Origin of the sequence: Streptomyces sp. NPDC053560, from assembly GCF_044544605.1 — a bacterium.
GTDB lineage: Bacteria > Actinomycetota > Actinomycetes > Streptomycetales > Streptomycetaceae > Streptomyces.
In genome coordinates, this window is the sequence record NZ_JBITXI010000014.1 from 197,738 (window position 1) to 223,119 (window position 25,382).

Consider the following 25,382-nt stretch of genomic DNA (forward strand, 5'->3'; position numbering starts at 1 on the left):
GTGGCCAAGAGATTGGCCGAAAAATAGCCCCTTGAAGGTCAATTTGCGGTCGACTGACGGCGATCAACAGCGCGTCATCTCCACCATGGGGGTACGTACTCGGATAGGTGCGGGGCCAGTTGGGGCCGTACCGGAACTCTCCGACGGGCGCGGGCGTCTTACGCGGTGACGACCGGGCCGCACCCCCACGTGGCGGGATTGCACCACAGGACAGCAAGCGCCCTGCGCGCGCCACCCCCCGCCATGTTCCACGCTCGGCGTACGGCGTGATGCGCTGCCTTGTACGCGCAGTGACGAATGATCCACGTGGTGTGATCCGCGCTCGGTGCGGCGGCGCGCACCGCACAGCGGCATGAACCTGCATGTAGTGCGATGGACATGACCCTCGGCGTTTACGGAAAGGAACGAGCGCTCATGCGCGAGATCCTCGGAAGGCGACGCAAGTTCCAGCTCCGGCGCGGTGGAAGGTCGGCACTGCTCGACGCGGCGCTCCAGTGCGCCACCGAGTGGCACTGGCCCGTCCTCCCCGGCGTCGGCCTCCGCTCGGGCGGCAGGACCGCCAAGGGGGCGCAGCCTGCCCTCAGGGGGGCGCGGCAGACGCGGCCCTGCGGCTGTCCCGACCCGGACTGCGCCGTGCCCGGTGCGCACCCCTTCGACCCCGGCCTGCTGGCCGCCACGACCGACGCCCGGATGGTGCGCTGGTGGTGGACGAATCGCCCGGACGCGCCGGTCGTGCTGGCCACGGGCGGCAAGGCGCCGTGCGCGGTGAGCCTGCCGGCCGTGGCGGGTGCCCAGGCACTCGCCGAGCTGGACCGCACAGGCGTCGCGGTCGGCCCGGTCGTGGCCACCCCCACCCGCTGGACGCTGCTGGTCGCGCCGTACTCCCTGCCCGAGCTGGGCGAATTGCTGTACGCGCAGGACCTGGTGCCCAGCTCGCTGCGGTTCCACGGCGAGGGCGGCTACGTCGTACTGCCACCGTCGGAGACCGGCGCGGGCAAGGTGCGCTGGGAGCGCCCGCCGGCTGCGCGCGTCTCCGCGAAGCGCTCCGGCGCGCCCTGGCTGCCGGACGTCGCCACGGTGGTGGACGCACTGGTCGAGGCGAGCGCCGGAGCCCCGGGCGGCGGCAGCCGACTCGCGTTCTGACCCCCCCTCCTCGGCTCCTTCGGGCTCCTCGATCCTCGGCTCTCTCGGGCGCCTCGGCTCCCCCAGGCTCCTCGACTCCCTCGGGGCAGCACCCCCCACGGTCAGGGCCCGTGTTGCCGTGAGGGCTCTGCGGCTCTGCCGCTCTGGCAGTTCTGCGTCTGCGGCTTCGCGGCTCCCCGGCTCCCCGGCTTCAGCGCCGTCCGCGTCGCCGCTCCTCTCCCTCACCCCCTCCTCAGCGACACGGCGCGCCGGAGATTCACTCGTACGGGTGTGAGGCAAGCGTCCATCCATGGGAAACGGGTGCGCAGCCCCCGAGAGGGCGCCCCTTCCCCGATATGTTCGGCCCACCGTCAAGCCGTTCGGGGTGCCCGGCGGCTCTCCGTATTCGTGGCGGAGACCCACCGGGCACCCCGAAGGCATAGTCAGAGCCCGTGAGCGGTCCCGTACTCCGGTCCCCGTTCCCCGTTCCGCTGGGCCCCGCCCCCGGGGCCCCGGACGCCGGTCACAGTGACCGCCGCGGACTCTCAACCGCAGGTGGTCGCCATGGTTCGCGAGTCGAACGTCCGCATGATCGCGCTCGCGAGCACCATCGCGCTCGCCCTCACCCTGCCGCTGGCCGCCGCCATTGCCGGCCCGTCCGGGCCCGGCGACCCGGCGCCCGCTGCGAAGCCCTCCGTGTCGCCGCAGCTCCGCGGAGACGGGGCCGAACAGGCCGCCACCACGAGGGACGGTGACCAGCCGCCCGGCACCCCGCGAGGAACCGCCCAGGACGCCCCGCTGCCCGGCCGTCCCGGCCCCGAGGGAGCGGGGGCGGGGGCGGGAAGCAGCGAGGTGCGGGCGGGCGACCGGCTCGGCGCCCCTGGCGGTGACCGGCCCGGCGACCTGCTCACCGGCCTCGGCCTCGGCGAGGGCGGCCACGATGACGGCCGTACCGCCGTCTGCGGACCCGAAGTCGGCTCGCCGCACGGCATCAAGGCACAGACCTGCGTACTGACCATGAGAGGCGGCGCCGGGGACGGCACGAAGGACGGCGTCGAAGGGCGCACGGAGGGCAGCGCCGAGGGCCGTACGGAGGAGGGCAGTGCCGGAGGCCGTACGGGGGGCGGCGGCGCGCGGCGCACCGAAGGGCATACCAAGGCCGTCCTGTACTACCGCAACACCTCGGGCGCCCCCTTGCGCGCCGTACTGACCCTGATGCGGCCCGACGGCCGGACCGTACAGATGCACTGCACGCTGCCGGCCACGGGTGAGCCGGGGAGCTGTGGGACGCCATCCGCGGCGACGGTACGGGGGGACGCGCCGTACTCGGCGGTCGCGGAGATCGCGGACGTACGGGGTGACCGGCTGCTGCTGAGGGCGGGGAGCAACTCCGCGCCGCCCGGGGCGGGTTCGGGCCGCTGAGCGCATCCGGACATGGAAGCGCCCGGTCGCTGGCGACGGGGGATGCACCAGCGACCGGGCTCCTAGAACGGTAACAAGAGATCGGCCGTTCGCAAATTCGATCGCGGAATTCCGGACGCTTATTTACCGGTGGGTACGGCCGGTGTGACAGGAGTCACGGAAAACGTTTCCGGCGTGGTTACTGTCAGCTCAGCGTCACCTGACGGTTGGTGAGCCCGCCGCGCGCACGGCGCTCGGCCGGCGTGAGCGGCGCGTTCGCTGCGAGTGCCTCCGCCAGCCGCTCGCCGAACTCCGTGGCCGGCTTGGTGATCTCCTCGGCCGTCAGATCCGTCGGCAGGTCCCACACCGGTACCACCAGGCCGTGCGCACGGAACGAACCGACCAGCCGGGTTCCCTCGCCCAGCGAGGAGGCGTCCGCGGCGTGCAGCCGGGCGAGCGCGTCCAGCAGCTGCTCCTCGGGGTGGTCCATCACCCAGCGCAGGTGGTTCTTCTCGCCCGCGTCGCACCAGTACGCGCCGGCCAGGCCCGCCAGGCGGGCGGTCGGGATGGCGGCCGCGTTGGCCCGCTCCAGAGAGGCGGCGACCTCGCCGGTGGCGTTCTCGGCGTCCTCGATCCAGAACTCGAAGCCGCTGTGCACGGTGGGCTCGAAGGACGCGGCCGGATCCAGCAGATCCTGCAGGCGCGGACCGTCGGCGGGCGCCCGGCCCGCGGCGACCGGCGTACCCGGGTCGGCGGCCAGCGCGCGCTGCAGCGTGTCGGCGAGGTCGCGGCTGAGGTCACCGGAGGCGGTGTCGTTCTGCAGGCCGAGCAGGATCGAACCGTCGTCGCGGCGCAGCGCGGGCCAGGCCATCGGCAGTACGGTCGCCAGCGTCACCGAGGGCACGTCCTCGGGCAGCCCGCCCTTCAGGGACAGCTCGACGGTGGCGGCGGGCACCAGTTCGCGCAGCGCCACCCAGTCGCACTCGCCCGGCAGGCCTTCGAAGGGGCGCTGCACCAGCTCGGTCACGGCGTGCGCCGCGGCCCGCCCGTGACAGGCCTTGTAACGACGGCCCGACCCGCAGGGGCAGGGCTCGCGGGCGCCGACGACCGGCACCTCTCCGTCCGTGATCTGCGGGGTGACGGCCTTGGTCTGGGGACGGCGCTTCTTGCCCATGCGAGGGGTTCTCCTGGTCGTTCCGAGTCATTCCGACGCGTGTCGGCGCGAGCCTAGGGCATGCGCCGCGCCAACGCCCGGCCTCGAAGCCGCGGCGGGCGGGGGCGCCTCTATGGGGGCGTCTACGGCCGTACCTACGGGGGCTGGCCCGCGGCGACTCCGAGGAGTCGGCGGTGAGTCGACGGGAACGGGCAGCAGCCCGGCGGAGGCTCGGCGAGGTGAACCGGCGGCGACGCCCCGGGGATCGGCGGGGTTGGCAATGAACCCGGCCCCGGGGGTTGGCGATGATCCCGGAAACGCCGGGCGGCGCGTCGGGCAGTCGGCAAGCCGGGGCAAGTAATGCCAACACCCGCTTCGCGCGCGCCGACTCGTCCAACCAGTCAGCTCAAGCTGTCCGGCCAGGCCGGCCCGGCTAAGCCGGCTCGTCCAGATCCGCCAGGGCGTCCCTCAGTTCGGCCGGGAGGCCGGCCGCCAGGTCCATGCGGGTCGCGAACGCTTCGTGCAGGGAGAGCGTCGCCCAGACCGTGACCTCGCCGTGCCCGTCCCGTACGCCCCAGTCCTTGGCGAGCGAACGGATGATGGCCAGCCCGCGGCCGCCGCGCGCGGTGACCGAGGGAGTGGCTGGAAGTGGTCGGGTCGGACCCCCGCCGTCAGTGACCGAAACGGTCAACTGGCCACGCGCGTCAATGCGCCAGGCGGCCCGCACCGAATCGGCGTCGCCGTCCGGGCGCCCCTCCGTGCACAGGGGACGTGCGTGTCTGCAGGAATTGCTGAGCAATTCGGAAACAATGAGTACGGCATCGTCGACGACCGTGTCCTGAACGCCACTTGTCAGCAGCTCATCTCGCATACGCCGCCTGGCCGAACCCACGCCCGCAGGGCCATGAGGTACGGCCATGGTCGACGACGTCGGCACCTCCTGTGCCACCACCAACGCCACCCCCGAGACCTCCTTTGCCCCACGCCACGGGATGAATGCCCCATCGCGATGGACCGGAAACCGGCCAATCCGTATGCGGTGACGCACTCGGTTCGATCAGATACGGGCTGAATGCGCCGGTGCACTCCCTGTGAGGAAAGGGGTTCCGCTGTGGTCATCCGGGCGCCTTCCGGCTTCGCTTTGCTGCTCCTCACCCCTTAAGTCGACTTAAGCCAATTCCTTACCTGCTTGGGCCGGTTCGTAATGATTGCTTCCACGCCCAGCTCGCGACAGAGGTCCACGTCCGCCTCCTCGTTCACGGTCCACACGTGCACCTCGTGCCCCGCACTGTGCGCCTTGGCCACGTAGTCCGGATGCGCGCGCACTATCCGGATGCTCGGCCCCGCGATCCGTACGCCCGGCGGCAGGCGCCCCTCCCGGTGCCGCGGGGTGATGAACTGCATGAGGTACACGGCGGGCACGGCCGGCGCCGCGGCCCGCACACGCTGCAGCGAGCGGGCCGAGAAGCTCATGACGCGTACGGCGGACGGCGTGCCGGGCGGCGGCTTGGTGTGCCCGAAGCGCTCCAGCAGCTCGACCAGGCGCTGCTCGACCTGGCCCGCCCACCGGGTCGGGTGCTTGGTCTCGATGGCCAGCTCCACCCGGCGGTCCGCGTCGGCGACCAGCTCCAGCAGCCGCTCCAGCGTCAGTACGGACGTACGTTCGGTGTCGCCCGCCGTCTCGTGGGCGCTGCCCAGCTCCGGGTGGCGGCCGTCGGGCGCCTCGCCGGCCGCGTCGTCCTTCCAGGAGCCGAAGTCCAGCGTGGCCAGATCGGACAGCTCCAGGTTGGAGACGGCGCCGCGCCCGTTGGAGGTCCGGTTGATCCGGCGGTCGTGCACGCACACCAGGTGGCCGTCGGCGGTCAGCCGGACGTCGCACTCCAGGGCGTCCGCGCCGTCCTCGATGGCCTTCCGGTACGCGGCCAGAGTGTGCTCGGGAGCGTCCTCGGACGCCCCGCGGTGCGCTACGACGGAGATGGCGGATGGTTCGGGACGGAAACCTGGTGCCGGGCGCGCAGTGGTCACCGAGTTATCGTGCCATCGCGCGGTGGCGGCCGGTCCTCATACGGGGAGCGAGGGACGGTACGGCCGGCTGGCGGCACGAGCGGCCGACGACCGAAGGCCGGCGTCGACCGCCGCGGCCCGGACCGTGGCGGCCTGGTGATCGGTTTCTTTCTTGCCGACGTCGACATCTGAAGCATTAGCAGCGGATGCGCGGCAAATGTCCGGGATAAAGGATGAAGGCAAGGTCACAGCCTCGGCTTACGGTGCCCTGACGGCTCGTGGGAAAGGCTTGAACCGGACACTCCCGTATAACGTCACGCCGACATGTCACCGTCAAGTCGATTCGATACGCCATGCACCGCTCGAACATGCCGGCCCCGACATCGGGCCGACATGGCCAGGAAGCTGAGGAGAGAGCTGTGAGCACCGAGAACGAGGGCGCCGCCGTCCCGCCGGAGGCGGAGCCGCAGGCGCCCGCCGGGGCCCAGGGGTCGGCCGCGCCCGCGTCCGGCGCGCAGACTCCGACCACCCCCGAGCCCGCACCGCCCCGCCCGCCCTTCGCTCCCTCGGCGGGCTCCACGGACGGTCCGCAGCAACGCCAGGCGGCCGCCGAGCCCCAGGGAAGCCCCGCCCCCGCGGCCCCCGGAGCGCAGCCTCCCGCCGCCCCTCAGGGCGGCACCGGCTCGGACCCCGGATCCGGCCCCGGCTGGTCGCAGGACCCGCAGCACACCGCGGCCTTCCCCACCGTCCCGCCCGGCGGCGGCAATCCGCACGGCGGTGCTCCGTACGGAGGTGGCGCTCCGCACGGTGGCGGCGCCGGCGGCTGGGGCGGCCCGCCGCAGCCCCCGTACGGCGGTGGCGGCTGGGGAGCCCCGGCCGGTCCGCCCGCCGACAAGCCGCGCCGTCGCGGCGGCCTGATCGCCGCCGTACTGGTCGCCGCGCTGGTGGCGGGTGGCGTCGGTGGCGGCATCGGCTTCTGGGCGGCGGGTCAGGACGACACGTCCTCCACGACCGTCTCCGCCTCCGGCGACCCCCAGGCGCTGAACCGCAAGCCGACCTCGGTGTCCGGGATCGCCCAGCGCGCGCTGCCCAGCGTCGTGACCATAGATGCGCAGGGCGCGGGCGGCGAGGGCGGGACAGGCACCGGCTTCGTGTACGACAAACAGGGCCACATCCTCACCAACAACCACGTCGTCGCGAGTGCGGCGGACGGCGGCAAGCTGAGCGTGACGTTCTCCAACGGCAAGAAGTACGACGCCGAGGTCGTGGGCCGTGCCCAGGGCTACGACGTCGCCGTCATAAAGCTCAAGAACGCCTCCGACGCCAAGCTCACCCCGCTCCCGCTGGGCAAGTCCGCGAACGTGGCCGTCGGCGACGCGACGATCGCCATCGGCGCCCCGTACGGTCTGTCCGGCACGGTCACCACCGGCATCATCAGCGCCAAGGACCGCCCGGTGGCGTCCAGCGACGGAGGTGGCACGAACGCCTCGTACATGTCCGCGCTGCAGACGGACGCGTCGATCAACCCCGGCAACTCCGGCGGTCCCCTCATGGACGCCTCCGGCAACGTGATCGGCATCAACTCCGCGATCCAGTCGGCGGGCGGCAGCGGCGGCAGCGACCCGTTCGGCGGCGAGGGGCAGTCCGGCAGCATCGGCCTGGGCTTCGCCATCCCGATCGACCAGGCCAAGCGGGTCGCCGACGACCTGATCCGTACGGGCAAGCCGGTCTACCCGCAGATCGGCGTCCAGGTCGGGATGCGGGAGACCAGCAACGGCGCGACGATCGCCCAGCGCGGCAACGGCGGCACGGACGCCGTCACCCGGAACGGCCCGGCCGACAAGGCCGGCCTCAAGCCCGGCGACAAGATCACCAAGCTGGACGACACGGCCATCGACAGCGGCCCGACCCTGATCAGCGAGATCTGGCAGCACCGCCCCGGCGACAAGGTCACCCTCACCTACGAACGCAACGGCAACGAACACACCACAGAGGTAACCCTCGGCCAACGAGTGGGCGACAGCAACTGACCCGGAGCAGGTCACCTATAGCCGACGGGGGGGGCCCCCCCCCCACCCGCGCGGGGGGCCCCGGGGGGTCGGGCGCCCCGGGGGGCACAGGCGGGCGGGGGGCCGGGTGCACGCGGGGCAGCGGCCCGGGTACGGGGGGGGGGCGGGGGGGCGGCCGCGCGCGCGGGGGGCGGCCGCCCCCGCCCCCCCCCCCCCCCCCCCCCCCCCCCCCCCCCCCCCCCCCCCCCCCGCCCCCCCCCCCCCACCCCGCAACCCTCCCGGAGGTATCGCGTGTCCCTCGACACCCCTTGTCCGGCGCCCGCCGGGCAGCCGGCCGACGGCGGGCCCTGGCCGCGCACCGTACGGGAACTCGCCGATGACCTCGCCGTGGACGCGAGCGCCCGCGACCGGGCGGGCAAGCCGCCCTACGAGGAGGTCTCCCGGCTGCGCGAGGCAGGTCTGCCGGCCTTTCTCGCGCCGCCGGGCCCGGACCGCGGCACGGACTGGCGCTCCGCCTGCGCCGCCGTACGGGAGATCGCGACGGCCGACAGTTCCCTCGCGGAGCTCCTCGCCCACCATCACGTGACGTCCTGGGGCCCGCGGCTCTTCGGCACCCCGGAGCACGCCGCGCGGCTCGAACTCCGGGCCGCGCGCGGGCGGTGGCTCTGGGCGGGGCGCACCGACGCGCCGGAGAGCCCGGACGGCAGCGGCCTGTGGCTCGCGCCGCACGGCAGGAAGTACGTGCTGAACGGAGTACGCGCGCTGGCCGCCGGCGCGAGCACGGCCGACCGGTTCCTCCTCTCGGCCCACCGGCTCGACACGGGAGAGCCGGTGGTCGTCGCGGTGGACCCGGCGCGGACGACCGTGACCCCCGACGCGCCGGAGGAGCGGCTCGGGCAGCGGCTCACCGGCGCGGCCACCGTCGGCTGCGACGACGTACCGGTGACGGCCGCTCAGATCCTGGGCACGGTCCCGGGGGACGAGCACACCGTCCTCCCGTACACCGCGCTCGCCCCGCTCGCGCTCCGCCTGATCCTGCTCCACGTGGGCCTGGGCAACGCCGAGGGCGCGCTGGCGGAGGCCCGTGACGTGAGCCGGGTGTCGCCGGGCGTCCATCCGTTCACCGACACCGGCAGCGGCGAGTACGCCGCGGCGCCCGGCGAGGACCCGTATCTGCTCCTCGCCTACGGCGAGCTGGCGACCGCGGCGCACAGCGCTTCATCGGTCGTCGACCGCGCCACGGACGCGATGGCGCAGGGGCTGCTGACGGGTCCCGCGCTCGGGCCGGACGAGCGCGCCGAGATCGCGTTCCTCGTCTCCGCCGCCGAGGCCGTCACCGCCGACGCGGCGCTGCACATCACCACGCGGATCCTCGAACTCACCGCGGGGGCACCGGGCCTCTCCCCCGCCACCGACCCCGGCTTCGACCGCTTCTGGCGCAACGCCCGTACCCTCACCGCCCGCAGCTCTGCCACGCACCGGCTCCGCGACATCGGCGCCCACTACCTCAACGGCGCCCGGCCGTCCCTCACTCTGCACGCCTGAGCCCACGGGGGCGGCGGAGGCCGGATCGCGCGGCGGTGTTAACGGCCCGCGGCCGTCCGGTGCAGTGCGTCGATGACGTCCTCGTCGGAGACCTGGGTGAAGTCGTCGTACCACTCGCCCACCGCGCGGAAGTCCGGTGGGCGGCTGAGGCAGAGCACGTCGTCGGCCTCCCGCGCCAGCGCGGCGGCCGTGGTCGGGGAGGCGACCGGTACGGCGAGGAGGACGATGGCGGGGCCGTGGCGGCGGAGGGCGCGCAGGGCGGCCCGGGCCGTCATGCCGGTGGCCAGGCCGTCGTCGACGAGGACGACCGTACGGCCGGTCAGCTCGGGCGGGGGGCGCCGGCCGCGATAAAGGCCCTCGCGGCGGCGCAGTTCGGTGCGCTCGCGGGCGACGTCGGCCGCGAGCCCCTCCTCGGTGAGGCCGAGGAACTCCAGGGCGCGGGCGTCGAAGAGCGGCCGGTCCTCGCCGGCGAGGGCGCCGATGGCCAGTTCCGGCTGGCCGGGGGCGCCGATCTTGCGGGCGACGAGGACGTCCAGCGGCGCGCCCAGGTCGCGGGCGATCTCGGCGGCCACCGGAACGCCGCCGCGCGGCAGTGCCAGGACGACGGGTCCGTCGGGCGGGTGCCCGCCGATCAGGTCGGGCCGGGTCGCCTCGAGGTGTTCCCGTACCCGCCGCGCGAGCTGCCGGCCGGCGTCTCTGCGGTCCGTGAAACGCATCACCGGGGGCCGCCCTCACGGTGCGGCGGCTTCCCCGGCGCGAAGAACCAGTCACGAGCCGCGATCGCTACTTGGTCCAGGGCGCCGGACTCGGGGAAGAGGTGGGTGGCGCCGGGGATCACGTGGAGTGCGCAGCGGGCCGGCAGCCGGTCGGCGGCCTGCCGGTTCAGCTCCAGTACCTCCGTGTCGCGGCCGCCCACGATCAGCAGGACGGGGGCGCGTACCCGGCTCAGCGCGTCACCGGCGAGGTCGGGTCGCCCGCCGCGGGAGACGACGGAGCTCACCTGATCGGCGCGTTCGGCGGCGGCCACCAGCGCGGCGGCGGAGCCGGTACTGGCGCCGAAGAGGTGCGGGCGCAGCCCCGCGGTGGCCGGATGCGTGCGGAGCAGGTCGACGGCCGCCACGACCCGTTCGCCGAGCAGGCCGATGTCGAAGCGGTGCTCCCGGGTCACCTCGTCGACCCGGTCCTCGTCCTCGGTCAGCAGGTCCAGCAGAAGGGTGGCGAGGTCGTTGGCGTGCAGGTACTCGGCGACCCCGCGGTTGCGCGGGCTGTGCCGGGAGCTGCCGCTGCCGTGCGCGAAGACGACCACGCCGCTGGGGTGCTCGGGGACGCGCAGGTCGCCCGCCAGGGAGACGTCACCGGCCGGTACGGACACTGTTTCGTCGAAGGTCATCGGACTCGCTCCCGCTCTGTTCGCCGGCGGTATGTCGCTCACCGATACGGGTAACCCCGCACGCAAGATCGTACTCTTCCGCGCAAAGCGGGCAAAGGTGGCTGCGGCGGGCCGGGGGCGCACGGGGCCTTGTCAGCTTCGTTGGTATGGACCACTCTGGCTGCCGACCGACGCCGATCATGCCGATGGATGCCGAGGTGTGCCATGAACGACCGATCGTCAGCGCGCGGACCCTCCGGGCGGCTCGGCCGCCGCGGCTTCCTCGGCGCGCTGGCCGCGGGCGCCTCGGCCGCCGGCCTGGCGACCGCGGGCGCGGCACCGGCCACCGCTGCGGGGCGCGACGGGCACCGGGGACCCAAGGGACTGCGGCCGCTGTTCCTGGGGACCTACACCTCGATGCCGGGCGGCGGCAGCGGCATCGGGCTGGCGGCGTACGACCCGGCGACGGGCCGGATCACCGGCAACGGCGAGCTCCCCGGCGTCGCCGACCCGTCCTTCCTCACCCTCTCCCCCGACGGCGGGACGCTGTACGCGGTCGACGAGAGCACGGACGGCGCTGTCACCGCCGTGGCGCTCGCCGCCGACGGCGCGCACCGCGTGCTGGGCAGCCGGCCGACGGGCGGCGCCGGCCCCTGCCACCTCTCCGTCCACCCCTCCGGCCGCTGGCTGCTGAGCGCCAACTACACCTCCGGCAGCGTCGCCGTGCACCCCGTCGACCCCGCGACGGGCGCCCTCGGCGAACGCACCGACCTGGTGCCGCACTCCGCGCCGCCGCCGGGCCCCGGCCAGGACGGCCCGCACGCGCACCAGATCGTCACCACGCCCGACGGCGGTCACGTCCTCGCCGTGGACCTGGGCACCGACACGGTCTACACGTACCGCCTGGACGCGTCGGCCGGCACCCTCCACCAGGTGTCGACGGCGGCGCTGCGCCCCGGAGCGGGCCCGCGCCACCTGACCTTCCACCCCGGGGGCCGGTACGCCTATCTCGCCAACGAGGTCGACAACACGGCGGTGGTCTGTGCGTACGACCCCGCCACCGGCCGGCTCACGCCCGGCGCCCCGCAGTCCACCGGGACCGGGCCCGGCACCAGCTACCCGGCGCAATTCCTGGTGACCCCCGACGGGCGGTTCGCGTACCTCGCCAACCGCGGCCACAACAGCCTGACCCGGTACGCCGTGGAGGAGGACGGCGCCCGGCTGCGGCTGCTGGACACCGTGCCGGTGGGCGGCGACTTCCCGCGGCACATCACGTTCTCGCCGGACCACCGGCTGCTGTTCGCGGGGAATCAGCGGTCGAACACGGTCACCGTCTTCGCCGTCGACCCGGACTCGGGAGACCTGCGGCCCACCGGGACGCCGTTCGAGGCACCGATGCCGGTGTGCGTGCTGCCGCTGCCGTGACGAGCGCCGGGCGGCTCTCCCGTGAGAACCGCCCGGCGCCCCTGCCCTCAGCTGCTCAGCCGGCTGCCCAGCAGCTGCTTGCCCAGCTCGGCGCCCTTGCGGCTGTCGGCCTGGGCCTTGCGGAACAGCTCCGCCAGCTCGGTGTCCTTCTCCCGCTCCGCGTCCTGGATGTACGACTCCATCCGCAGGGCGTTGTCCAGGCACGTCTGCGTGTACCAGAGCAGGTTGTAGTTCTTGTCCTTCGTCCCGGTGACCTCACCGGACTCGTGCGTGCTGGCCATGTGACCGACCTCCACGTCGTGGACTGGGACGTTGCGGGTGTCCGCCGCCCGACGGCCCAAACGCCGGGCCGCGGACCCGGCCGGTTCCCGTCGGTCCCCGGGGAAGGCGCGTGGAAGCGAGGACCTACGGTCCGGACATACGGGACGAAGGTCCCGCTTGCCGGGGTGGTGCGGGCGGCATCACAGGCTCGGAGCGCCGTTCCGCGTGCTCCGAGGTCCGACCCGTACGACAGAAGGAAGGCACCGCCATGCTCCGGCCTGCGCCGACCTCGCCCGCCCACCTCGCTCCCCCGGTCACCCCGGCTCTCCTCGCGGATCTCGCGGTGGCCGCCTGCACCGCACGCGCCCGGCTGCCGCGCATCCCCGACATGACCGCGCCGCACGACGCCGACAGCACCGCCGAGCTGCGCTCCATAGAAGCGCTGCGCCCCACGTTCGCAGCCCTCGCGGAGGCCGCCGACGGCCGCGCCCCGGACCGCGGACTCCGCGCCGAACTGGGCAGGCTCGGCGGCCACGCCGCGGACGGGACCGCCGCCCACCGGGGCGAGCTGTGGTCCGTCGGGCTGCTCGTGGCGGGCGCGGCGGCCACCGGCTGCCGGTCGGCGTACACGGCCTGCGCGGCGGCGGCGACGCTGGCCCGGCTGCCGTACGACGGCACGCCCGGCCCCGCCGACACACCGGGCGGCCGGGCCCGGCTGCACTTCCACGTGCCCGGCGCGACCGGCCAGGCCCACTCCGGTTTCCCGCACGTACGGCGGGTCGCGCTGCCCGCGCTGCGCGAGTCCCGGGCGCACGGCAGGCCCGAGACCGCCGCGCGGATGGACGCGCTGCTGACCTTGATGGCGACGCTGGACGACACCTCGCTGCTGCACGAGGGCGGGCCCGCTGCGCTGCTCTCGGTGCAGATGGACGCCCGGGACGTGGTGCGGGCCGGCGGTTACGACAGCCCCGGGGGCCGCGCCGCACTGGACCGGCTGCACGCCCGGATGCGCGACTCCGGGCTGACACCCCGCGGCAGCCACGCGGTGCTGTCCGCCGCCCTCTTCCTGGACTTCACGTTCGGCCCGGAGAGCCCGGCACCGGGCGCATAAAAGCCGGCGGGGCAGGCCCTCCCGAGGCTCCTGGCCTGCCTCGCCCTACTCTTTTCCGCCCCCTCACCCCTCCGCGTAGCGCCGGAGCAGGGCGCTCAGCTCCGCCTCGAACCCGCCGTATCTGGCGCGGAGTTCCGCTCCCGGCCAGTCCTCGGGGAGCAGTGGGTCCGGGAGGAGGGGGTCGGTGAGGAGGTGGCGGAGGATCGCAGCGGAGACGGTGAAACGGCCGGCCGGGCCGGCGGCCTCGTCGAGGGCCGTGAGGAGGGCACGGGCCCGTGCCGCCCAGCCGGTCAGGTCCCACAGGCGGCCGGCGAGGGCGCGCGGGTCGCCGTCCGGCGTCCCGGTCAGCCAGGTGCACTGCGCGGTGGCGACTGCGGGGCGCGGCCGGTCGAGGTTGGCGGGGCGCAGCCAGCTGCCCTCGCGCAGTTCGCCGAGGCGCAGGGCCGCCATCGCCTGGCGGAGCGCGGCACGCTCCGTGGCGGTCCGCGGCTCGACGCCGCTGACCAGGGCGATCTCCCACTCCCCCGACCAGGGCACGGTGCGCGGCGTGCGGCTCTCGTCCTGCCGGGCCTGACGGTCCAGGAGCCGTGCGGTGAGTCCGTAGGCGCCGTCGCGCTGCCGCAGGTCTCCGGCCGCGACCATCCGGGAGAGGGCGACCCGGACGGTGCCCTCGGCTATGCCGAACAGCTCGCCGACCCGGACCAGGGCGCGGGCGGGCAGCCGGGGCGGGTGGTGACCGAGGAGGGTGCTGAGCACGACGGAGCGTGCGGTGAGCGGCCGCAGACCGAGGCGTGGTTCCATGACAGGCATCATTACAGCCTTCCGCCACATACACGAAAACTGTAACGTCGGCCCTATGACGGTCACCCATGAAGTCGTGAATCAGGCCCCGCCGCTCACCGGATTCAGTGCGGCGGACGACCCGGCCCTGCTGGAGGCGCTGCGCCGCGAGGACGCCGGGTGGGGCGAGCGCGAGGTGCAGGTGCTGGGCGCGCTGGCCGGCTCGGAGGAGGTCCAGGAGCTGGCCCGGATGGCGGAGGAGCAGCCGCCGAAGCTGCACACCCACGACCGGTACGGCCACCGGGTGGACGAGGTGGAGTTCCACCCGGCCTGGCATCAGCTGATGACCGTGGCGGTGGAGCAGGGGCTGCACGCGGCGCCGTGGGCGGAGAACCGGCCGGGCGGCCATCTGGTCCGCGCCGCCAAGTTCTACGTGTGGTCGCAGGCCGAGCCGGGGCACGGCTGCCCGATCTCCATGACGTACGCGGCGGTCCCGGCGCTGCGCGCGTCGCCCGAGCTGGCCGCCGAGTACGAGCCGCTGCTCGCGGCCCGTACGTACGACTTCGGGCTGCGGCCGCCGCTGGGCAAGAGCGGGCTGATCGCCGGTATGTCGATGACGGAGAAGCAGGGCGGCTCGGACGTCCGGGCCAACACGACGCGGGCGGTGCCGGCGGGCGACGGCACGTACCGGATCACCGGCCACAAGTGGTTCACCTCCGCGCCGATGAGCGACGTCTTCCTGACGCTGGCGCAGACCGAGGAGGGGCTGACCTGCTTCCTGCTCCCGCGCGTGCTGCCCGACGGCAGCCGCAACCGCTTCCACCTGATGCGGCTCAAGGACAAGCTCGGCAACCGCTCCAACGCCTCCTCCGAGGTCGAGTACGACGAGGCGGTGGCCTGGCCGGTGGGCGAGCCGGGGCGCGGCGTGCGGACCATCGTGGAGATGGTCAACATGACCCGGCTGGACTGCGTGCTGGGATCGGCGGCGGGGATGCGGGCCGGGCTGCGGCAGGCACTGCACCACACCGCACACCGGCGCGCCTTCGGCCGCGAGCTGGCGGACCAGCCGCTGATGCGCGCGGTGCTGGCGGACCTCGCGGTCGAGTCGGAGGCGGCGACCACGCTGGGCATGCGGCTGGCGGCCGCGGTGGACCGGTCGCAGGCCGGGGAGGCCGCGGAGGGGGCGCTGCGCCGCCTCGCGCTGGCGGCCGGCAAGTACTGGGTCTGCAAGCGGGGCGCGACGCACGCGGCGGAGGCGCTGGAGTGCCTGGGCGGCAACGGGTACGTCGAGGAGTCCGGGATGCCCCGGCTGTACCGGGAGGCCCCGCTGCTCTCCATCTGGGAGGGCTCCGGCAATGTCGCGGCGCTGGACGTGCTGCGCGCGCTGGCCAAGGAACCGGCGGCGCTGGACGCGTACTTCGCCGAGGTGGAGGGGGCGGCGGGGGCCGATCCCCGGCTGGACGCGGCGGTGGCGCGGCTGAAGGCGATGCTGCCCGAACTGGCCGATCCGGAGCGGGCGCAGCTGCTGGCCCGTACGCTCGCGGAGCGGCTGACGCTGGTCCTGCAGGGTTCGCTGCTCGTCCGGCACAGCCACCCGGCGGTCGCGGACGCCTTCTGCGCCTCACGGCTGGACGGCGACTGGGGCAACGCCTTCGGCACCCTGCCGGCCGGCGTGGACCTGGGCGCGATCCTGGCCCGTGCCCGCAGCAAGTCGCCCGACGAGGCGCGCTGATGAGCACGGTACGGGTCGAGCGGCAGGGACCGGTCACCACGGTCGTGCTGCATCGGCCCGTGGTCAGGAACGCCGTCGACCGTGCGACCGCACGGCAACTTGCCGACGCCTTCCGGGAGTTCGAGCGCGACGACGACGCCTCGGTGGCGGTGCTGTGGGGCGAGGGCGGCACGTTCTGCGCGGGCGCCGACCTCAAGGCGATCGGCACGCCGCGTGGCAACAGGGTCGAGCCGGACGGCGACGGGCCGATGGGGCCGACCCGGCTGCGGCTGTCCAAGCCGGTGATTGCGGCGGTCAGCGGGTACGCGGTGGCGGGCGGCCTGGAGCTGGCGCTCTGGTGCGACCTGCGGGTGGCCGAGGAGGACGCGGTCTTCGGGGTCTACTGCCGCCGCTGGGGCGTGCCGCTGATCGACGGCGGCACGGTCCGGCTGCCGCGGCTGATCGGCGAGAGCCGGGCGATGGACCTGATCCTCACCGGCCGCCCGGTGCCGGCCGCCGAAGCGCTGGACATCGGGCTGGCCAACCGGGTGGTGCCGAAGGGCCGGGCCAGGGCCGAGGCCGAGGCGCTGGCGGCGGAGATCGCCCGGTTCCCGCAGGGCTGCCTGCGGGGCGACCGGGCATCGGTGCGCGAGCAGGCAGGGCGCACCGAGGAGGACGCGATGGACATCGAACTCCGATACGGACAGGAGTCGTTGGCGCAGGCGGCGGAGGGCGCGGCGCGGTTCGCCGCGGGTGCGGGGCGGCACGGAGCGAAGGAGGCCTGAGCCACCCCACGGGGCACACGACACCACCCCCGTCTTGAACGTGTTCAAGAAAGCGCGTACGGTCTGCCGTGCACGCAACTTGAACACGTTCAAGAGTACGGGGGAAGCATGGATGCGCTCGTCCGCCTCATCGTCGCACTGGGCATGCTGGTGGTGATACCGACGGGGCTCACGCTGGTCGACGAGCCCGGCGCGGCGCGGCTGCGGAGGATCTGGTGGCTGCCCGCTACGCTCGGCGCGGTGAGCCTGTGGCTGTCCCGCGGTCCCGCCGCCACCGCACTCGCCGCCTGCTACGCCGCGGCCACCCTCGCCCTCGCCCTGCTCGCGCCCCGGCGACTGCTGCGCACCCGGTCGCTCGCACCGCGCGAGATCGCCGTACTCACCGCGCTGGCCACCCCGGCGGTCGCCGGCCTGGCACTGACCGCCGAGCGGCAGGGCACCGAGCTGTTCGGCTTCTCCCTGCGCATGCTGTCGCTGACCGTGCCGCACTTCCACTTCGCGGGGTTCGCCGCCGCGCTGGTGGCGGGGCTGGCCTGCCGGGCCGCCGACACCGCGGCCGCCCGGTGCGCCGCACTCGGCGTCCCCGCCGGCACGCTTCTCGTACTGGCCGGGTACTTCACCGGCGAGTGGGTGGAGTTCGCGGGCGCCGCGGTGCTCAGCTGCGGGATGTGGCTGGTGGGCCTGGCCACCCTGCGCGGCGCGCGCACCACCGCCGACCGCACCACCCGCACCCTGCTCGCCGTGTCGGCCGCGACGCTCGCGGCGACCATGCTCCTGGCGCTCAGCTGGGCGCTGGGCGAGGCGAGCGGCCTGCCCCACCCGACCCTGACCTGGATGGCGGCGACCCACGGCGTGGGCAACGCGCTGGGCTTCGCCCTGTGCGCCCTGCTCGCCGCGCGCCGCCTGCAGCACGCAGCCCTTCCCGCCACCCGTACCGAGGAGCGTTCATGACCGCCGCACTCAGCTACCCCGAACACGGCGCCACCCAGCACGGCCCGCTGCCCGCCGGGTACCACCACCTGCGGGTGGAGGTCCTCGTCGGCCACGGCCGGGAGGTAATCGAAAGGGCGGGCGAGGCGATCACGACCTTCCGGATGCACCGGGCTGCCGGCGTCCGCATCCGGGCGGGCGCGGCGAGCGCCGACCCGGGCGTCCCGGTGGAGGCCGGGCTCGGCATCGGCCCGCTGCGCATCGCCGCGCCCTGCCGGGTGGTGTGGAGCACGTACGACAGCGACCGCATCGGCTTCGGTTACGGGACAGTCGACGGGCACCCCGAGCGAGGCGAGGAGTCCTTCGTCGCTGAGCTGCGCCCCGACGGCTCCGTGTGGTTCACCGTCACCGCCTTCAGCCTGCCGGCGCGGTGGTACACCCGGCTGGCGGGGCCGCTGGTGCCGGTTTTCCAGCGGGCCTACGCGCGGCACTGCGGACGCACCCTGCGACGGCTCGTCGGCCCCAGTACGTCCACTCCATGTTCATGACATCTTCACCAACTGACCAGTAGGTCATGAGACAACTCCTGGCATGTGTGAGCTGATTCCGCCGCAGGCGGACATGACCGAGGACCGGTGGCTGCGGAGCGGCACCGTCCCCGGCGGGGACCCGACCAGCCCCGCCGACACCCGCCCCGCTCCCCTGCTGAACCGGCGCACGCTCCTCGGCGGCGCCGTCGCCGGTGCCGCGCTCGCCGCGCTGCCCTACGGTGCCGTCGGCAACGCAACGGCCCGGGACCGGGCGGCGGACGGGAAGTACCCCTTCCCCACCACGGCCGACAGCAACGGGGAGTTCGCCGTGCTGGTGACCGGCGACGCCGGGACCGGCGAGGAGGGGCAGTACGCGGTAGCAGCGGCCGCCCGCGACCTGATGCGCACCGAACGGATCGGGCTGGCCGTCGGGCTGGGCGACAACATCTACGAGAACGGGCCGGAATCCGCCCACGACTCCGAGTTCCAGGACAAGTTCGAGAAGCCCAACACCGGCATGGACGTGCCATGGCTGATGATCCTGGGCAACCACGACTGCTCGGGGCTGATACCCGGCAGCGGCGGCGATCCCTCGCGCGGGGACCGGGAGGTGGCCTACGCGACGACCTCGAAGCGGTGGTACATGCCCAGCCGCTACTACAGCGTGGCGCTGCCCGCCGGTTCGGGCACCGAGGGCTCCGCGGGCGGCGACCCGCTCGTGGAGTTCTTCGCCCTGGACACCACCCCCGTCTCCTCCTACGTCGTCCAGACCGATCCCTACTTCCACTGGGACGGCCGCTACATGCGCGAGCAGCGGGCCTGGCTGGAGGGCGCGCTGAAGGCGTCGCGGGCGCGCTGGAAGATCGTGCTTGGCCACCACCCGTACCTCAACAACGGCAAGCACGGCAGCGCCGGTTCCTACGACGGCTTCACCATCGGGCACTACACCAGCGGCATCCACCTCAAGGAACTGTACGAGGAGGTGGTGTGCGGCCGCGCCGACCTGATCCTGTCCGGCCACGACCACACCCTGCAGATCCTGGAGCCGTCCGCGCGCACCGGCGGCACGCGCCAGGTCGTCTGCGGCGCCGCGTCCAAGACCGGCGACGGAAAGGCCCATTTCGGCAATCCGGCGGCGTGGCAGGACTTCGCGAGCCACGGCTTCATGGTCCTGAAGGTCTCCGCGAAGGGCCTGACGATCGACGCGTACACGGTGGACGTGGCCACCCGTACGGCGAAGCTGGCGCACCGCACGCGGACCGGCACGCCGGTGCACGCGCCGGCCGCCGTGGGGAGCTGAGCCGGCTCACCGTACGGGGATCACCGCCGTCGGGCAGTGCCCGTGCAGCAGGACCGCGTTGGCGACGGAGCCCATCAGGCCACCCTCGCGCAGCCGGCGGCGGTGCCGGCCGACCACCACCAGGTCGGCGGCGCGGGACGCGGCGACCAGCCGGCCCGCCACGTCGCCCTGCGCGACCACCTGGTCCACCGCCACCTTGGGGTAGTGGCGCTCGGTGAAGGGACGCAGCCGCTCGTCCTGGCGGGCGCCGGCATGGGCCTCCTTCTCGCCCGAGGTGCGGTGGCCGGGCGGCAGGCTCTCGGGGTCCACGAGCAGGGGGTACGGGCTCGGGTAAGCGGTGACCACCCGCAGCTCGGCGGACCTGCGCTCGGCCGCGGCGAAGGCGAAGTCCAGCGCCTCGTCGGAGGTCTCCTCGGGGTGCAGACCGAGCACTACCCGGCCCTGCGTCCCGGCGCCCGGGTCGGCGCGCCGCTCGTCGGGCACGACCACGACCGGGCAGGCGGCCCGCATGGCGGCGGCGCGGCCCGCCGAGCCGAGCAGCAGGCTGGTGAAGCCGCCGCGGCCGCGCGAGCCGAGGACCAGCAGCCGGGCCTGCGCGCTCAGCCGGATCAGCGTCGAGGTGGACGCGCCGTGCGCGGCGAGATACCGGGTCTCCGGAACGTCGGCGCGGTCGGCCAGATGCTCCTGGGCCTCACGCAGCACGGGATCGGCAGGGTCGGGGGCCGGGTGCGGATGGGCGTCGCCCAGCGCGCGCGGCATGGGGGTGATGGGCCAGACGTGCACCACGTGCAGCCGGGCCCCGGTGAGCCGGGCCGCCTCGGCCGCCCAGTCCAGCGCCCGGAGGCTGTTCGGCGAGCCGTCGACGCCGGCGATGACGGGCAGGGTGCTGTTCACGGTCTCCTCGATCCGTCGGTCGGGCACCGTCTCCGGTACCCCGATGTCCTGGGGCCTGTCGTGGGCGGTGGGGCGCGGGCACGCGGGGTGACGGCGCCGCGCACGGTCCGGGACACCCCGCCGTCCTCGGTTCTCATCCCTACCCGATATGACCGTAAGATCACGATATGGAGCGGAGCTGGGACGGGCCCGAGGCGGCGGACGGTGCGCGGGAGCCGCGCCGGAGCCGCCGCAGCCTTCTCGGGACCGGCCGGGAACGGCCCCACCGGCCGGGCATCGCCCTGCCGGACCTGCTCGCGCTCAACCGGATGGGCTCCTTCGACTGGAACCTGGACAGCGGCGCCTTCGACCTGGACCCGGGCGGCCTGGCCGTCTTCGACCTGCGCCCGGAGGAGTTCGACGGGACACGGCTCTCGCTGCTCCCCCGCGTGCCGCAGGAGGAGGGCTACCGGCTGGACAGCATCATCGTGCAGGCGATCCAGCAGGGCCGTGGGTCCTGCGCCGCGTACTTCCGCATCCGCTGCCGGGACGGCACGCCGCGCTGGACGCACGCCCAGGGCCGGATCCTGCGCAACGGCAGCGGACGGCCGTACCGGATGGCCGGGATCGTCCGCGAGGCCACCGCCGAGCTGGCCGACTCCGCGCTGCTGAACATCTCCGACGAGGAGCGCGAGCGGCAGACCAGGCTGGTGCAGTGGACCACCGCCGCACTGTCGCGGGCACTGTCGGTCGAGGACGTCACCGATGTGCTCACCGCGCCCGGCGGCCCGCTGCGGCTGGGCGCCGACGCGCTGGTCCTCGGCCTGGTCGAGAACGGCGTGTTCGACGTCATCGCGGCCACCCCGCCGCTGGACGACGTGCCGGAGCTGCTGCACATGCCGCTGGACCGGACGCTGCCGCTGTCCGACGCGGCCCTCACCCGGGAGCCGTCCTACGTCGCCTCCCACGAGGAGCTGTTGCAGCGCTACCCGCGGCTCCGCCCGTACGTGCGGCACATCAGCATCCGCAGCGCCGCCTTCCTGCCGCTGGTCGCGCAGGACAAGGTGATCGGCGCGCTCGCGCTGGTCAACACCGAGGCCAAGGTCTACACGGCGGAGGACCGCAACCTGGCGCTGGCGCTGGCCGGCGTCATCGCGCAGTCCCTCCAGCGGGCCACCCTCTTCGACCAGGAGCGGGAGATCGCGACCGGACTGCAGGCCTCGATGCTGCCGCGCCGGATCCCCGCCATCACCGGCGGCGACGTCGCGGTCCGCTACCACGCGGCGCGCACCGGCCGGGACGTCGGCGGCGACTGGTACGACGTCGTACCGCTGCCGCAGGGCCGTACGGGGGTGGTGATCGGCGACGTGCAGGGGCACGATACGCACGCGGCGGCCGTCATGGGCCAGCTGCGGATCGCGCTGCGCGCCTTCGCCGGTGAGGGCCATCCGCCGCAGACGGTGCTGGGGCGGGCCTCCCGCTTCCTGGCCGAGCTGGAGACCGAACGGTTCGCGACGTGCACGTACGTCCAGGCGGATCTCGCCTCGGGGGTGCTGCACGTGGCGCGGGCCGGGCACCTGGAGCCGCTGCTCGTGGACGCGGAGCGGCACGTGCACTGGCCGACCGTGCGCGGCGGGCTGCCGCTGGGGCTCGCCACCGTCTTCGGCGAGGACCACTACCCGGAGACGCAGCTGTCCCTGGAGCCGGGCTCCACGCTGCTGCTGTGCACCGACGGCCTGGTCGAGCAGCCGGGCTCGGACATCCTGGCGGGGCTCGACGCGCTGACCGGCGCCGTGCGGGACGGGCCCGGCGAGCTGGACGAGCTGGCCGACCACCTCTCGGACCTGCTGTGGGAGCGGCCCGGATCGCCGGACGACATGGCGCTGTTGCTGCTGCGGCGACTCGCCGATCCGGGCGGCCCGGCGACCCCGCGCATCCGGCTCCACGTCCACCAGGCCGACCCCACGGGCCCGGCCGAGGTCCGCGCCGAGCTGCGGCGGATGCTGGACCAGTGGCGGGCGGGTGAGGTGGCGGCCGACCTCGAACTGGTGGCCACCGAGCTGATCACCAACGCGCTGCGGCACACCGACAGCGGGGCGCTGGTCTCGCTGGAGCTGCGTTCCGGCCCGCCGGACCGGGTGCGGCTGGAGGTCGAGGACCGGTCCAGCCGCTGGCCGCGGCGGCGCAGCCCGGGCGAGACCGCGACCACCGGCCGCGGCCTGCTGCTGGTCGAGGCGCTGTCGGACCGGTGGGGCGCGGAGGCCCGGGGCGCGGGCAAGGCGCTGTGGTGCGAGTTCACCGTACCCGGCCCCGAGGGCCCGTGATCCGTGCCCGGCCCCGAGCGCCCCTGAGGTGGCGGTCATCCAGGGCTCAGCCCTTGGCGCCGTACCAGACCGTGGTGATGTTGCAGAACTCCCGGATGCCGTGGTCGCCGAGCTCCCGGCCGTAGCCGGAGCGCTTGGCGCCGCCGAACGGCATGCCCGGGTGCGAGGCGGTCATCCCGTTGAAGAAGACGCCGCCCGCCTGGATGTCGCGCACCAGCCGGTCCTGTTCGGCCGGGTCCTCGGTCCAGGCGTTGGAACTGAGGCCGAAGGGCGTGTCGTTGGCGATGGCGATCGCCTCGTCCAGGTCCGCGGCCCGGAAGAGCGTGGCGACCGGGCCGAACGCCTCCTCGTAGTAGATCTTCATGTCCTTGGTGATGCCGGTGAGCACGGTCGGCCGGTAGAACCAGCCCTGGTCCATGCCCTCGGGCCGGCCGCCGCCGCACAGCACCGAGGCGCCGTGCATCGTGGCGTCGTCGACCAGCTGCTCCAGGTCGGCGCGGCCCTGCTCGCTGGAGAGCGGGCCGACATCGGTCCCGTCCGCCATCGGGTCGCCGACCTCCAGCGCCGCCATCTTCTCGGCGAAGAGAGCGGCGAACTCGTCGTAGACGTCGGTGTGGACGATGAAGCGCTTGGCGGCGATGCAGGACTGGCCGTTGTTCTGCACCCGGGCGGTGACGGCGGTGGCCGCCGCCTTCTCCAGGTCGGCCGAGGGCAGCACGATGTACGGGTCGCTGCCGCCCAGTTCGAGCACCGTCTTCTTGATCTCGTCGGCGGCGATGGCGGCGACGGAGCGGCCGGCGGGCTCACTGCCGGTCAGCGTCGCGGCGGCCACCCGGGGGTCGCGCAGGATCATCTCGACCGAGCCGGACCCGATGAGCAGCGTCTGGAAGACGCCTTCGGGGAAGCCCGCGCGGCGGAAGAGCTCTTCGATGTACAGCGCGGTCTGCGGGACGTTCGAGGCGTGCTTGAGCAGGCCGACGTTGCCCGCCATCAGCGCGGGCGCGGCGAAGCGGATCACCTGCCAGAGCGGGAAGTTCCACGGCATCACCGCGAGCACCGGGCCCAGCGGGCGGTAGCGCACGTAGGCGCGGGCCGCGCCGGAGTCCTTGATGTCCGCGGCCCGCGGGTGCTCGTCGGCGAGCAGCGCCTCGGCGTGGTCGGCGTACCAGCGCATGGTCTTCACGCACTTGGCGGCCTCCGCACGGGCCTGGGCCAGCGGCTTGCCCATCTCGGTGGTCATGGTGCGGGCGACGTCGTCGGCGTCGGCCTCCAGCAGGTCGGCCGCCTTGCGCAGCAGGGTGGCGCGCCGGTCGAAGCGGGTGGTGCGGTACTCCTGCCAGGCCTGGTCGGCGCGGACCAGGCGGTCCTCGATCTCGCCTTCGTTGAGCGCGTCGTACGTCTTGAGGGTCTCGCCGGTGGCCGGATTCACCGTGGCGATGGCCATGGGAAGCACCTCTCCTTCTGTCTTTCCGGTGGTGCGGGCGCGGGTGCGGGCGGCCACAGGGCCGTACGGGGGTGCGTACGGCCGCGGGGGCCGTACGCACGGGTTCCCGTTACGGCCGGGTCAATCCCGCCGGGTCAGCCCAGCGGGCTCGGCTGCGGCGACGGCTCCGGTACCGGGTCGGGGCTCGGGCCGGGCGGCCGCGGCACCGGGGACGGTTCGGGGGTGGGCGGTACGGGATCGGGCGGGCCGGGCACGGGGTCCGGGACCGGTCCCGGACCCGGGTTGGGCGGTGTCGGGCCGCCGGGGTCGTGAGCGCGCGCGAGGTGCGGCTGCCGTTCCACGGAAGACCTCCTGGATCTCACGGTGCGGTGCGTACCGCGGGTGATCCGCCCGCGGTAGGTGGTTCTCCTCGCCCCCGTACCCGAGTCTGGCCCGGCTATCGCTGCGGCGCGCGGCGGAATCGAATGGGCGGCGGGCGCGGAAAGACCCGTGCGCGGGGGCGCGGGCGGGGCGGCCGCGCCCTACAGTGCCGTCATGAAGCCTTCGTTCCTGGCACTGGCGGCCGGTGCGGCCGCGCTCGCGCTGGCCGCCACGGCCGGCTCAGGACCGGCCGCCGCGGCTCCCGGGCCCCCGGCGGCGGAGCGGACCGGGGTGCCGCTGCCCGCCCGGATGGCGGACACCGGCGGCGGCAGTCAGCTGATCACGGCGGTGGCGCCGAAGACGTCCGCCACCCACGGCCGGCTGGTCTGGTGGGAGAAGCGGCACGGCCACTGGGAGCGGGCGGGCTCGGCGCCGGCCCGGTTCGGCGCGAAGGGCATGACCGAGGGCAGCACCCGCGAGCAGGGCACGAACACTACTCCCACGGGCCTGTACGACCTGCCCTACGGCTTCGGGATCAGCGCGGCCCCGCCCGGTACCAAGGTCGACTACCGCCCGGTGCACGACGACTCCTGGTGGTGCGAGGACAACGCATCCACCGCGTACAACCGCTGGGCCGAGCCGCTCCCCGCCGACTGCGCGGCGAAGGAGTCGGAGCGGCTGGCGGACTACCCGACGCAGTACGACCGGGCGCTGGTCATCGGCTTCAACTACGACGAGCCGGTGCGCGGCCGGGGCGCCGGGATCTTCCTGCACGTGAACGGGAAGGGTGCGACGGCGGGCTGCGTCTCGGTGCCGGCCGACGCCATGGCCCGCATCGTGGCCTGGGCGGATCCGGACCGGCGGCCGCACATCGCGATCGGGACGAAGTCCGGGGACACCGCGATCACCCGGTACTGAGCGGCCGCGCGTCGGGCGGGAGGCGGG

Annotated in this window: 22 protein-coding genes; 13 read left to right on the top strand and 9 right to left on the bottom strand. The window is 74.2% G+C overall.

Features of this window, described 5'->3' with window-relative positions; translation table 11 throughout:
* Positions 1-414: 414 nt before the first annotated feature.
* Entirely contained in the window at positions 415-1,143 is a 729-nt protein-coding gene (locus ACIGQF_RS30720; RefSeq protein ID WP_399716909.1) for a bifunctional DNA primase/polymerase, read from the top strand.
* A 543-nt stretch (positions 1,144-1,686) separates the two neighbouring features.
* Positions 1,687-2,544 carry a hypothetical protein gene (locus tag ACIGQF_RS30725; protein WP_399716911.1) on the top strand — a complete coding sequence of 286 codons (858 nt, stop codon included), beginning with the start codon at positions 1,687-1,689 and terminating at the stop codon, positions 2,542-2,544.
* A gap of 184 nt (positions 2,545-2,728) precedes the next feature.
* On the opposite strand, the gene ACIGQF_RS30730 is transcribed toward ACIGQF_RS30725, so the two are convergent.
* The 3 genes from ACIGQF_RS30730 to ACIGQF_RS30740 all read right to left on the bottom strand — a co-directional run bounded on the left by ACIGQF_RS30730 (position 2,729) and on the right by ACIGQF_RS30740 (position 5,701).
* Complete coding sequence (locus tag ACIGQF_RS30730; protein WP_399716913.1) at positions 2,729-3,697, bottom strand: DUF5926 family protein; 969 nt, start codon at positions 3,695-3,697, stop codon at positions 2,729-2,731.
* A 412-nt stretch (positions 3,698-4,109) separates the two neighbouring features.
* Complete coding sequence (locus tag ACIGQF_RS30735; RefSeq protein ID WP_399716915.1) at positions 4,110-4,724, bottom strand: ATP-binding protein; 615 nt, start codon at positions 4,722-4,724, stop codon at positions 4,110-4,112.
* A 110-nt stretch (positions 4,725-4,834) separates the two neighbouring features.
* Complete coding sequence (locus ACIGQF_RS30740; protein ID WP_399716917.1) at positions 4,835-5,701, bottom strand: glycerophosphodiester phosphodiesterase family protein; 867 nt, start codon at positions 5,699-5,701, stop codon at positions 4,835-4,837.
* 398 nt (positions 5,702-6,099) lie between these two features.
* Here ACIGQF_RS30740 and ACIGQF_RS30745 point away from each other — a divergent pair, with 398 nt between their 5' ends.
* Both ACIGQF_RS30745 and ACIGQF_RS30750 read left to right on the top strand, forming a co-directional pair.
* Positions 6,100-7,710: a S1C family serine protease gene (locus ACIGQF_RS30745; RefSeq protein WP_399716919.1), complete on the top strand. Its 1,611-nt coding sequence runs from the start codon at positions 6,100-6,102 to the stop codon at positions 7,708-7,710.
* Between the two features lie 270 nt (positions 7,711-7,980).
* Positions 7,981-9,234, top strand: coding sequence for an acyl-CoA dehydrogenase family protein (locus ACIGQF_RS30750; RefSeq protein ID WP_399716921.1), 1,254 nt, complete (start codon positions 7,981-7,983; stop codon positions 9,232-9,234).
* A gap of 38 nt (positions 9,235-9,272) precedes the next feature.
* On the opposite strand, the gene ACIGQF_RS30755 is transcribed toward ACIGQF_RS30750, so the two are convergent.
* Positions 9,273-9,950 (bottom strand): phosphoribosyltransferase, encoded by a 678-nt coding sequence (locus ACIGQF_RS30755; RefSeq protein WP_399716924.1) that lies wholly within the window; start codon positions 9,948-9,950, stop codon positions 9,273-9,275.
* Positions 9,950-10,624 carry a dienelactone hydrolase family protein gene (locus ACIGQF_RS30760; RefSeq protein WP_399716926.1) on the bottom strand — a complete coding sequence of 225 codons (675 nt, stop codon included), beginning with the start codon at positions 10,622-10,624 and terminating at the stop codon, positions 9,950-9,952. Before ACIGQF_RS30760 ends, ACIGQF_RS30755 begins: the two co-directional genes overlap by 1 nt.
* A 204-nt stretch (positions 10,625-10,828) precedes the next feature.
* Here ACIGQF_RS30760 and ACIGQF_RS30765 point away from each other — a divergent pair, with 204 nt between their 5' ends.
* On the top strand, positions 10,829-12,028 hold the full coding sequence (locus tag ACIGQF_RS30765) for a lactonase family protein (protein WP_399716929.1): 1,200 nt from the start codon (positions 10,829-10,831) through the stop codon (positions 12,026-12,028).
* A gap of 47 nt (positions 12,029-12,075) precedes the next feature.
* On the opposite strand, the gene ACIGQF_RS30770 is transcribed toward ACIGQF_RS30765, so the two are convergent.
* Complete coding sequence (locus ACIGQF_RS30770) at positions 12,076-12,309, bottom strand: hypothetical protein (protein WP_399716932.1); 234 nt, start codon at positions 12,307-12,309, stop codon at positions 12,076-12,078.
* Between the two features lie 248 nt (positions 12,310-12,557).
* Between ACIGQF_RS30770 and ACIGQF_RS30775 the strand changes: the two genes are divergently transcribed.
* Positions 12,558-13,400 (top strand): triphosphoribosyl-dephospho-CoA synthase, encoded by an 843-nt coding sequence (locus ACIGQF_RS30775; RefSeq protein ID WP_399716935.1) that lies wholly within the window; start codon positions 12,558-12,560, stop codon positions 13,398-13,400.
* Positions 13,401-13,463: 63 nt separating this feature from the next.
* On the opposite strand, the gene ACIGQF_RS30780 is transcribed toward ACIGQF_RS30775, so the two are convergent.
* Positions 13,464-14,201 carry a PaaX family transcriptional regulator C-terminal domain-containing protein gene (locus tag ACIGQF_RS30780; protein ID WP_399716937.1) on the bottom strand — a complete coding sequence of 246 codons (738 nt, stop codon included), beginning with the start codon at positions 14,199-14,201 and terminating at the stop codon, positions 13,464-13,466.
* A 55-nt stretch (positions 14,202-14,256) separates the two neighbouring features.
* On the opposite strand from ACIGQF_RS30780, the gene ACIGQF_RS30785 reads away from it, so the two are divergent.
* The 5 genes from ACIGQF_RS30785 (at position 14,257) to ACIGQF_RS30805 (ending at position 19,436) form a co-directional block, all read left to right on the top strand.
* Positions 14,257-15,912 (top strand): acyl-CoA dehydrogenase family protein, encoded by a 1,656-nt coding sequence (locus ACIGQF_RS30785; protein ID WP_399716940.1) that lies wholly within the window; start codon positions 14,257-14,259, stop codon positions 15,910-15,912.
* A complete protein-coding gene (locus ACIGQF_RS30790) occupies positions 15,912-16,676 on the top strand; it encodes a crotonase/enoyl-CoA hydratase family protein (RefSeq protein WP_399716944.1) in 765 nt (254 codons plus the stop codon). Before ACIGQF_RS30785 ends, ACIGQF_RS30790 begins: the two co-directional genes overlap by 1 nt.
* Before the next feature lie 108 nt (positions 16,677-16,784).
* Complete coding sequence (locus ACIGQF_RS30795; protein WP_399716947.1) at positions 16,785-17,627, top strand: YndJ family protein; 843 nt, start codon at positions 16,785-16,787, stop codon at positions 17,625-17,627.
* Complete coding sequence (locus ACIGQF_RS30800; RefSeq protein WP_399716949.1) at positions 17,624-18,154, top strand: DUF1990 family protein; 531 nt, start codon at positions 17,624-17,626, stop codon at positions 18,152-18,154. Before ACIGQF_RS30795 ends, ACIGQF_RS30800 begins: the two co-directional genes overlap by 4 nt.
* 43 nt (positions 18,155-18,197) lie before the next feature.
* Complete coding sequence (locus ACIGQF_RS30805) at positions 18,198-19,436, top strand: metallophosphoesterase (RefSeq protein ID WP_399716952.1); 1,239 nt, start codon at positions 18,198-18,200, stop codon at positions 19,434-19,436.
* 6 nt (positions 19,437-19,442) lie between these two features.
* On the opposite strand, the gene ACIGQF_RS30810 is transcribed toward ACIGQF_RS30805, so the two are convergent.
* Entirely contained in the window at positions 19,443-20,330 is an 888-nt protein-coding gene (locus ACIGQF_RS30810; RefSeq protein ID WP_399716955.1) for a universal stress protein, read from the bottom strand.
* Between the two features lie 167 nt (positions 20,331-20,497).
* Between ACIGQF_RS30810 and ACIGQF_RS30815 the strand changes: the two genes are divergently transcribed.
* A complete protein-coding gene (locus ACIGQF_RS30815) occupies positions 20,498-22,633 on the top strand; it encodes a SpoIIE family protein phosphatase (protein ID WP_399716958.1) in 2,136 nt (711 codons plus the stop codon).
* 46 nt (positions 22,634-22,679) lie between these two features.
* Here ACIGQF_RS30815 and ACIGQF_RS30820 read toward each other — a convergent pair whose 3' ends face one another.
* Complete coding sequence (locus tag ACIGQF_RS30820) at positions 22,680-24,077, bottom strand: NADP-dependent succinic semialdehyde dehydrogenase (RefSeq protein ID WP_399716961.1); 1,398 nt, start codon at positions 24,075-24,077, stop codon at positions 22,680-22,682.
* 534 nt (positions 24,078-24,611) lie between these two features.
* On the opposite strand from ACIGQF_RS30820, the gene ACIGQF_RS30825 reads away from it, so the two are divergent.
* The gene (locus ACIGQF_RS30825; protein ID WP_399716964.1) at positions 24,612-25,355 is read left to right on the top strand and encodes a L,D-transpeptidase; all 744 of its coding nucleotides are present in this window, start codon (positions 24,612-24,614) and stop codon (positions 25,353-25,355) included.
* Positions 25,356-25,382 lie beyond the last annotated feature (27 nt).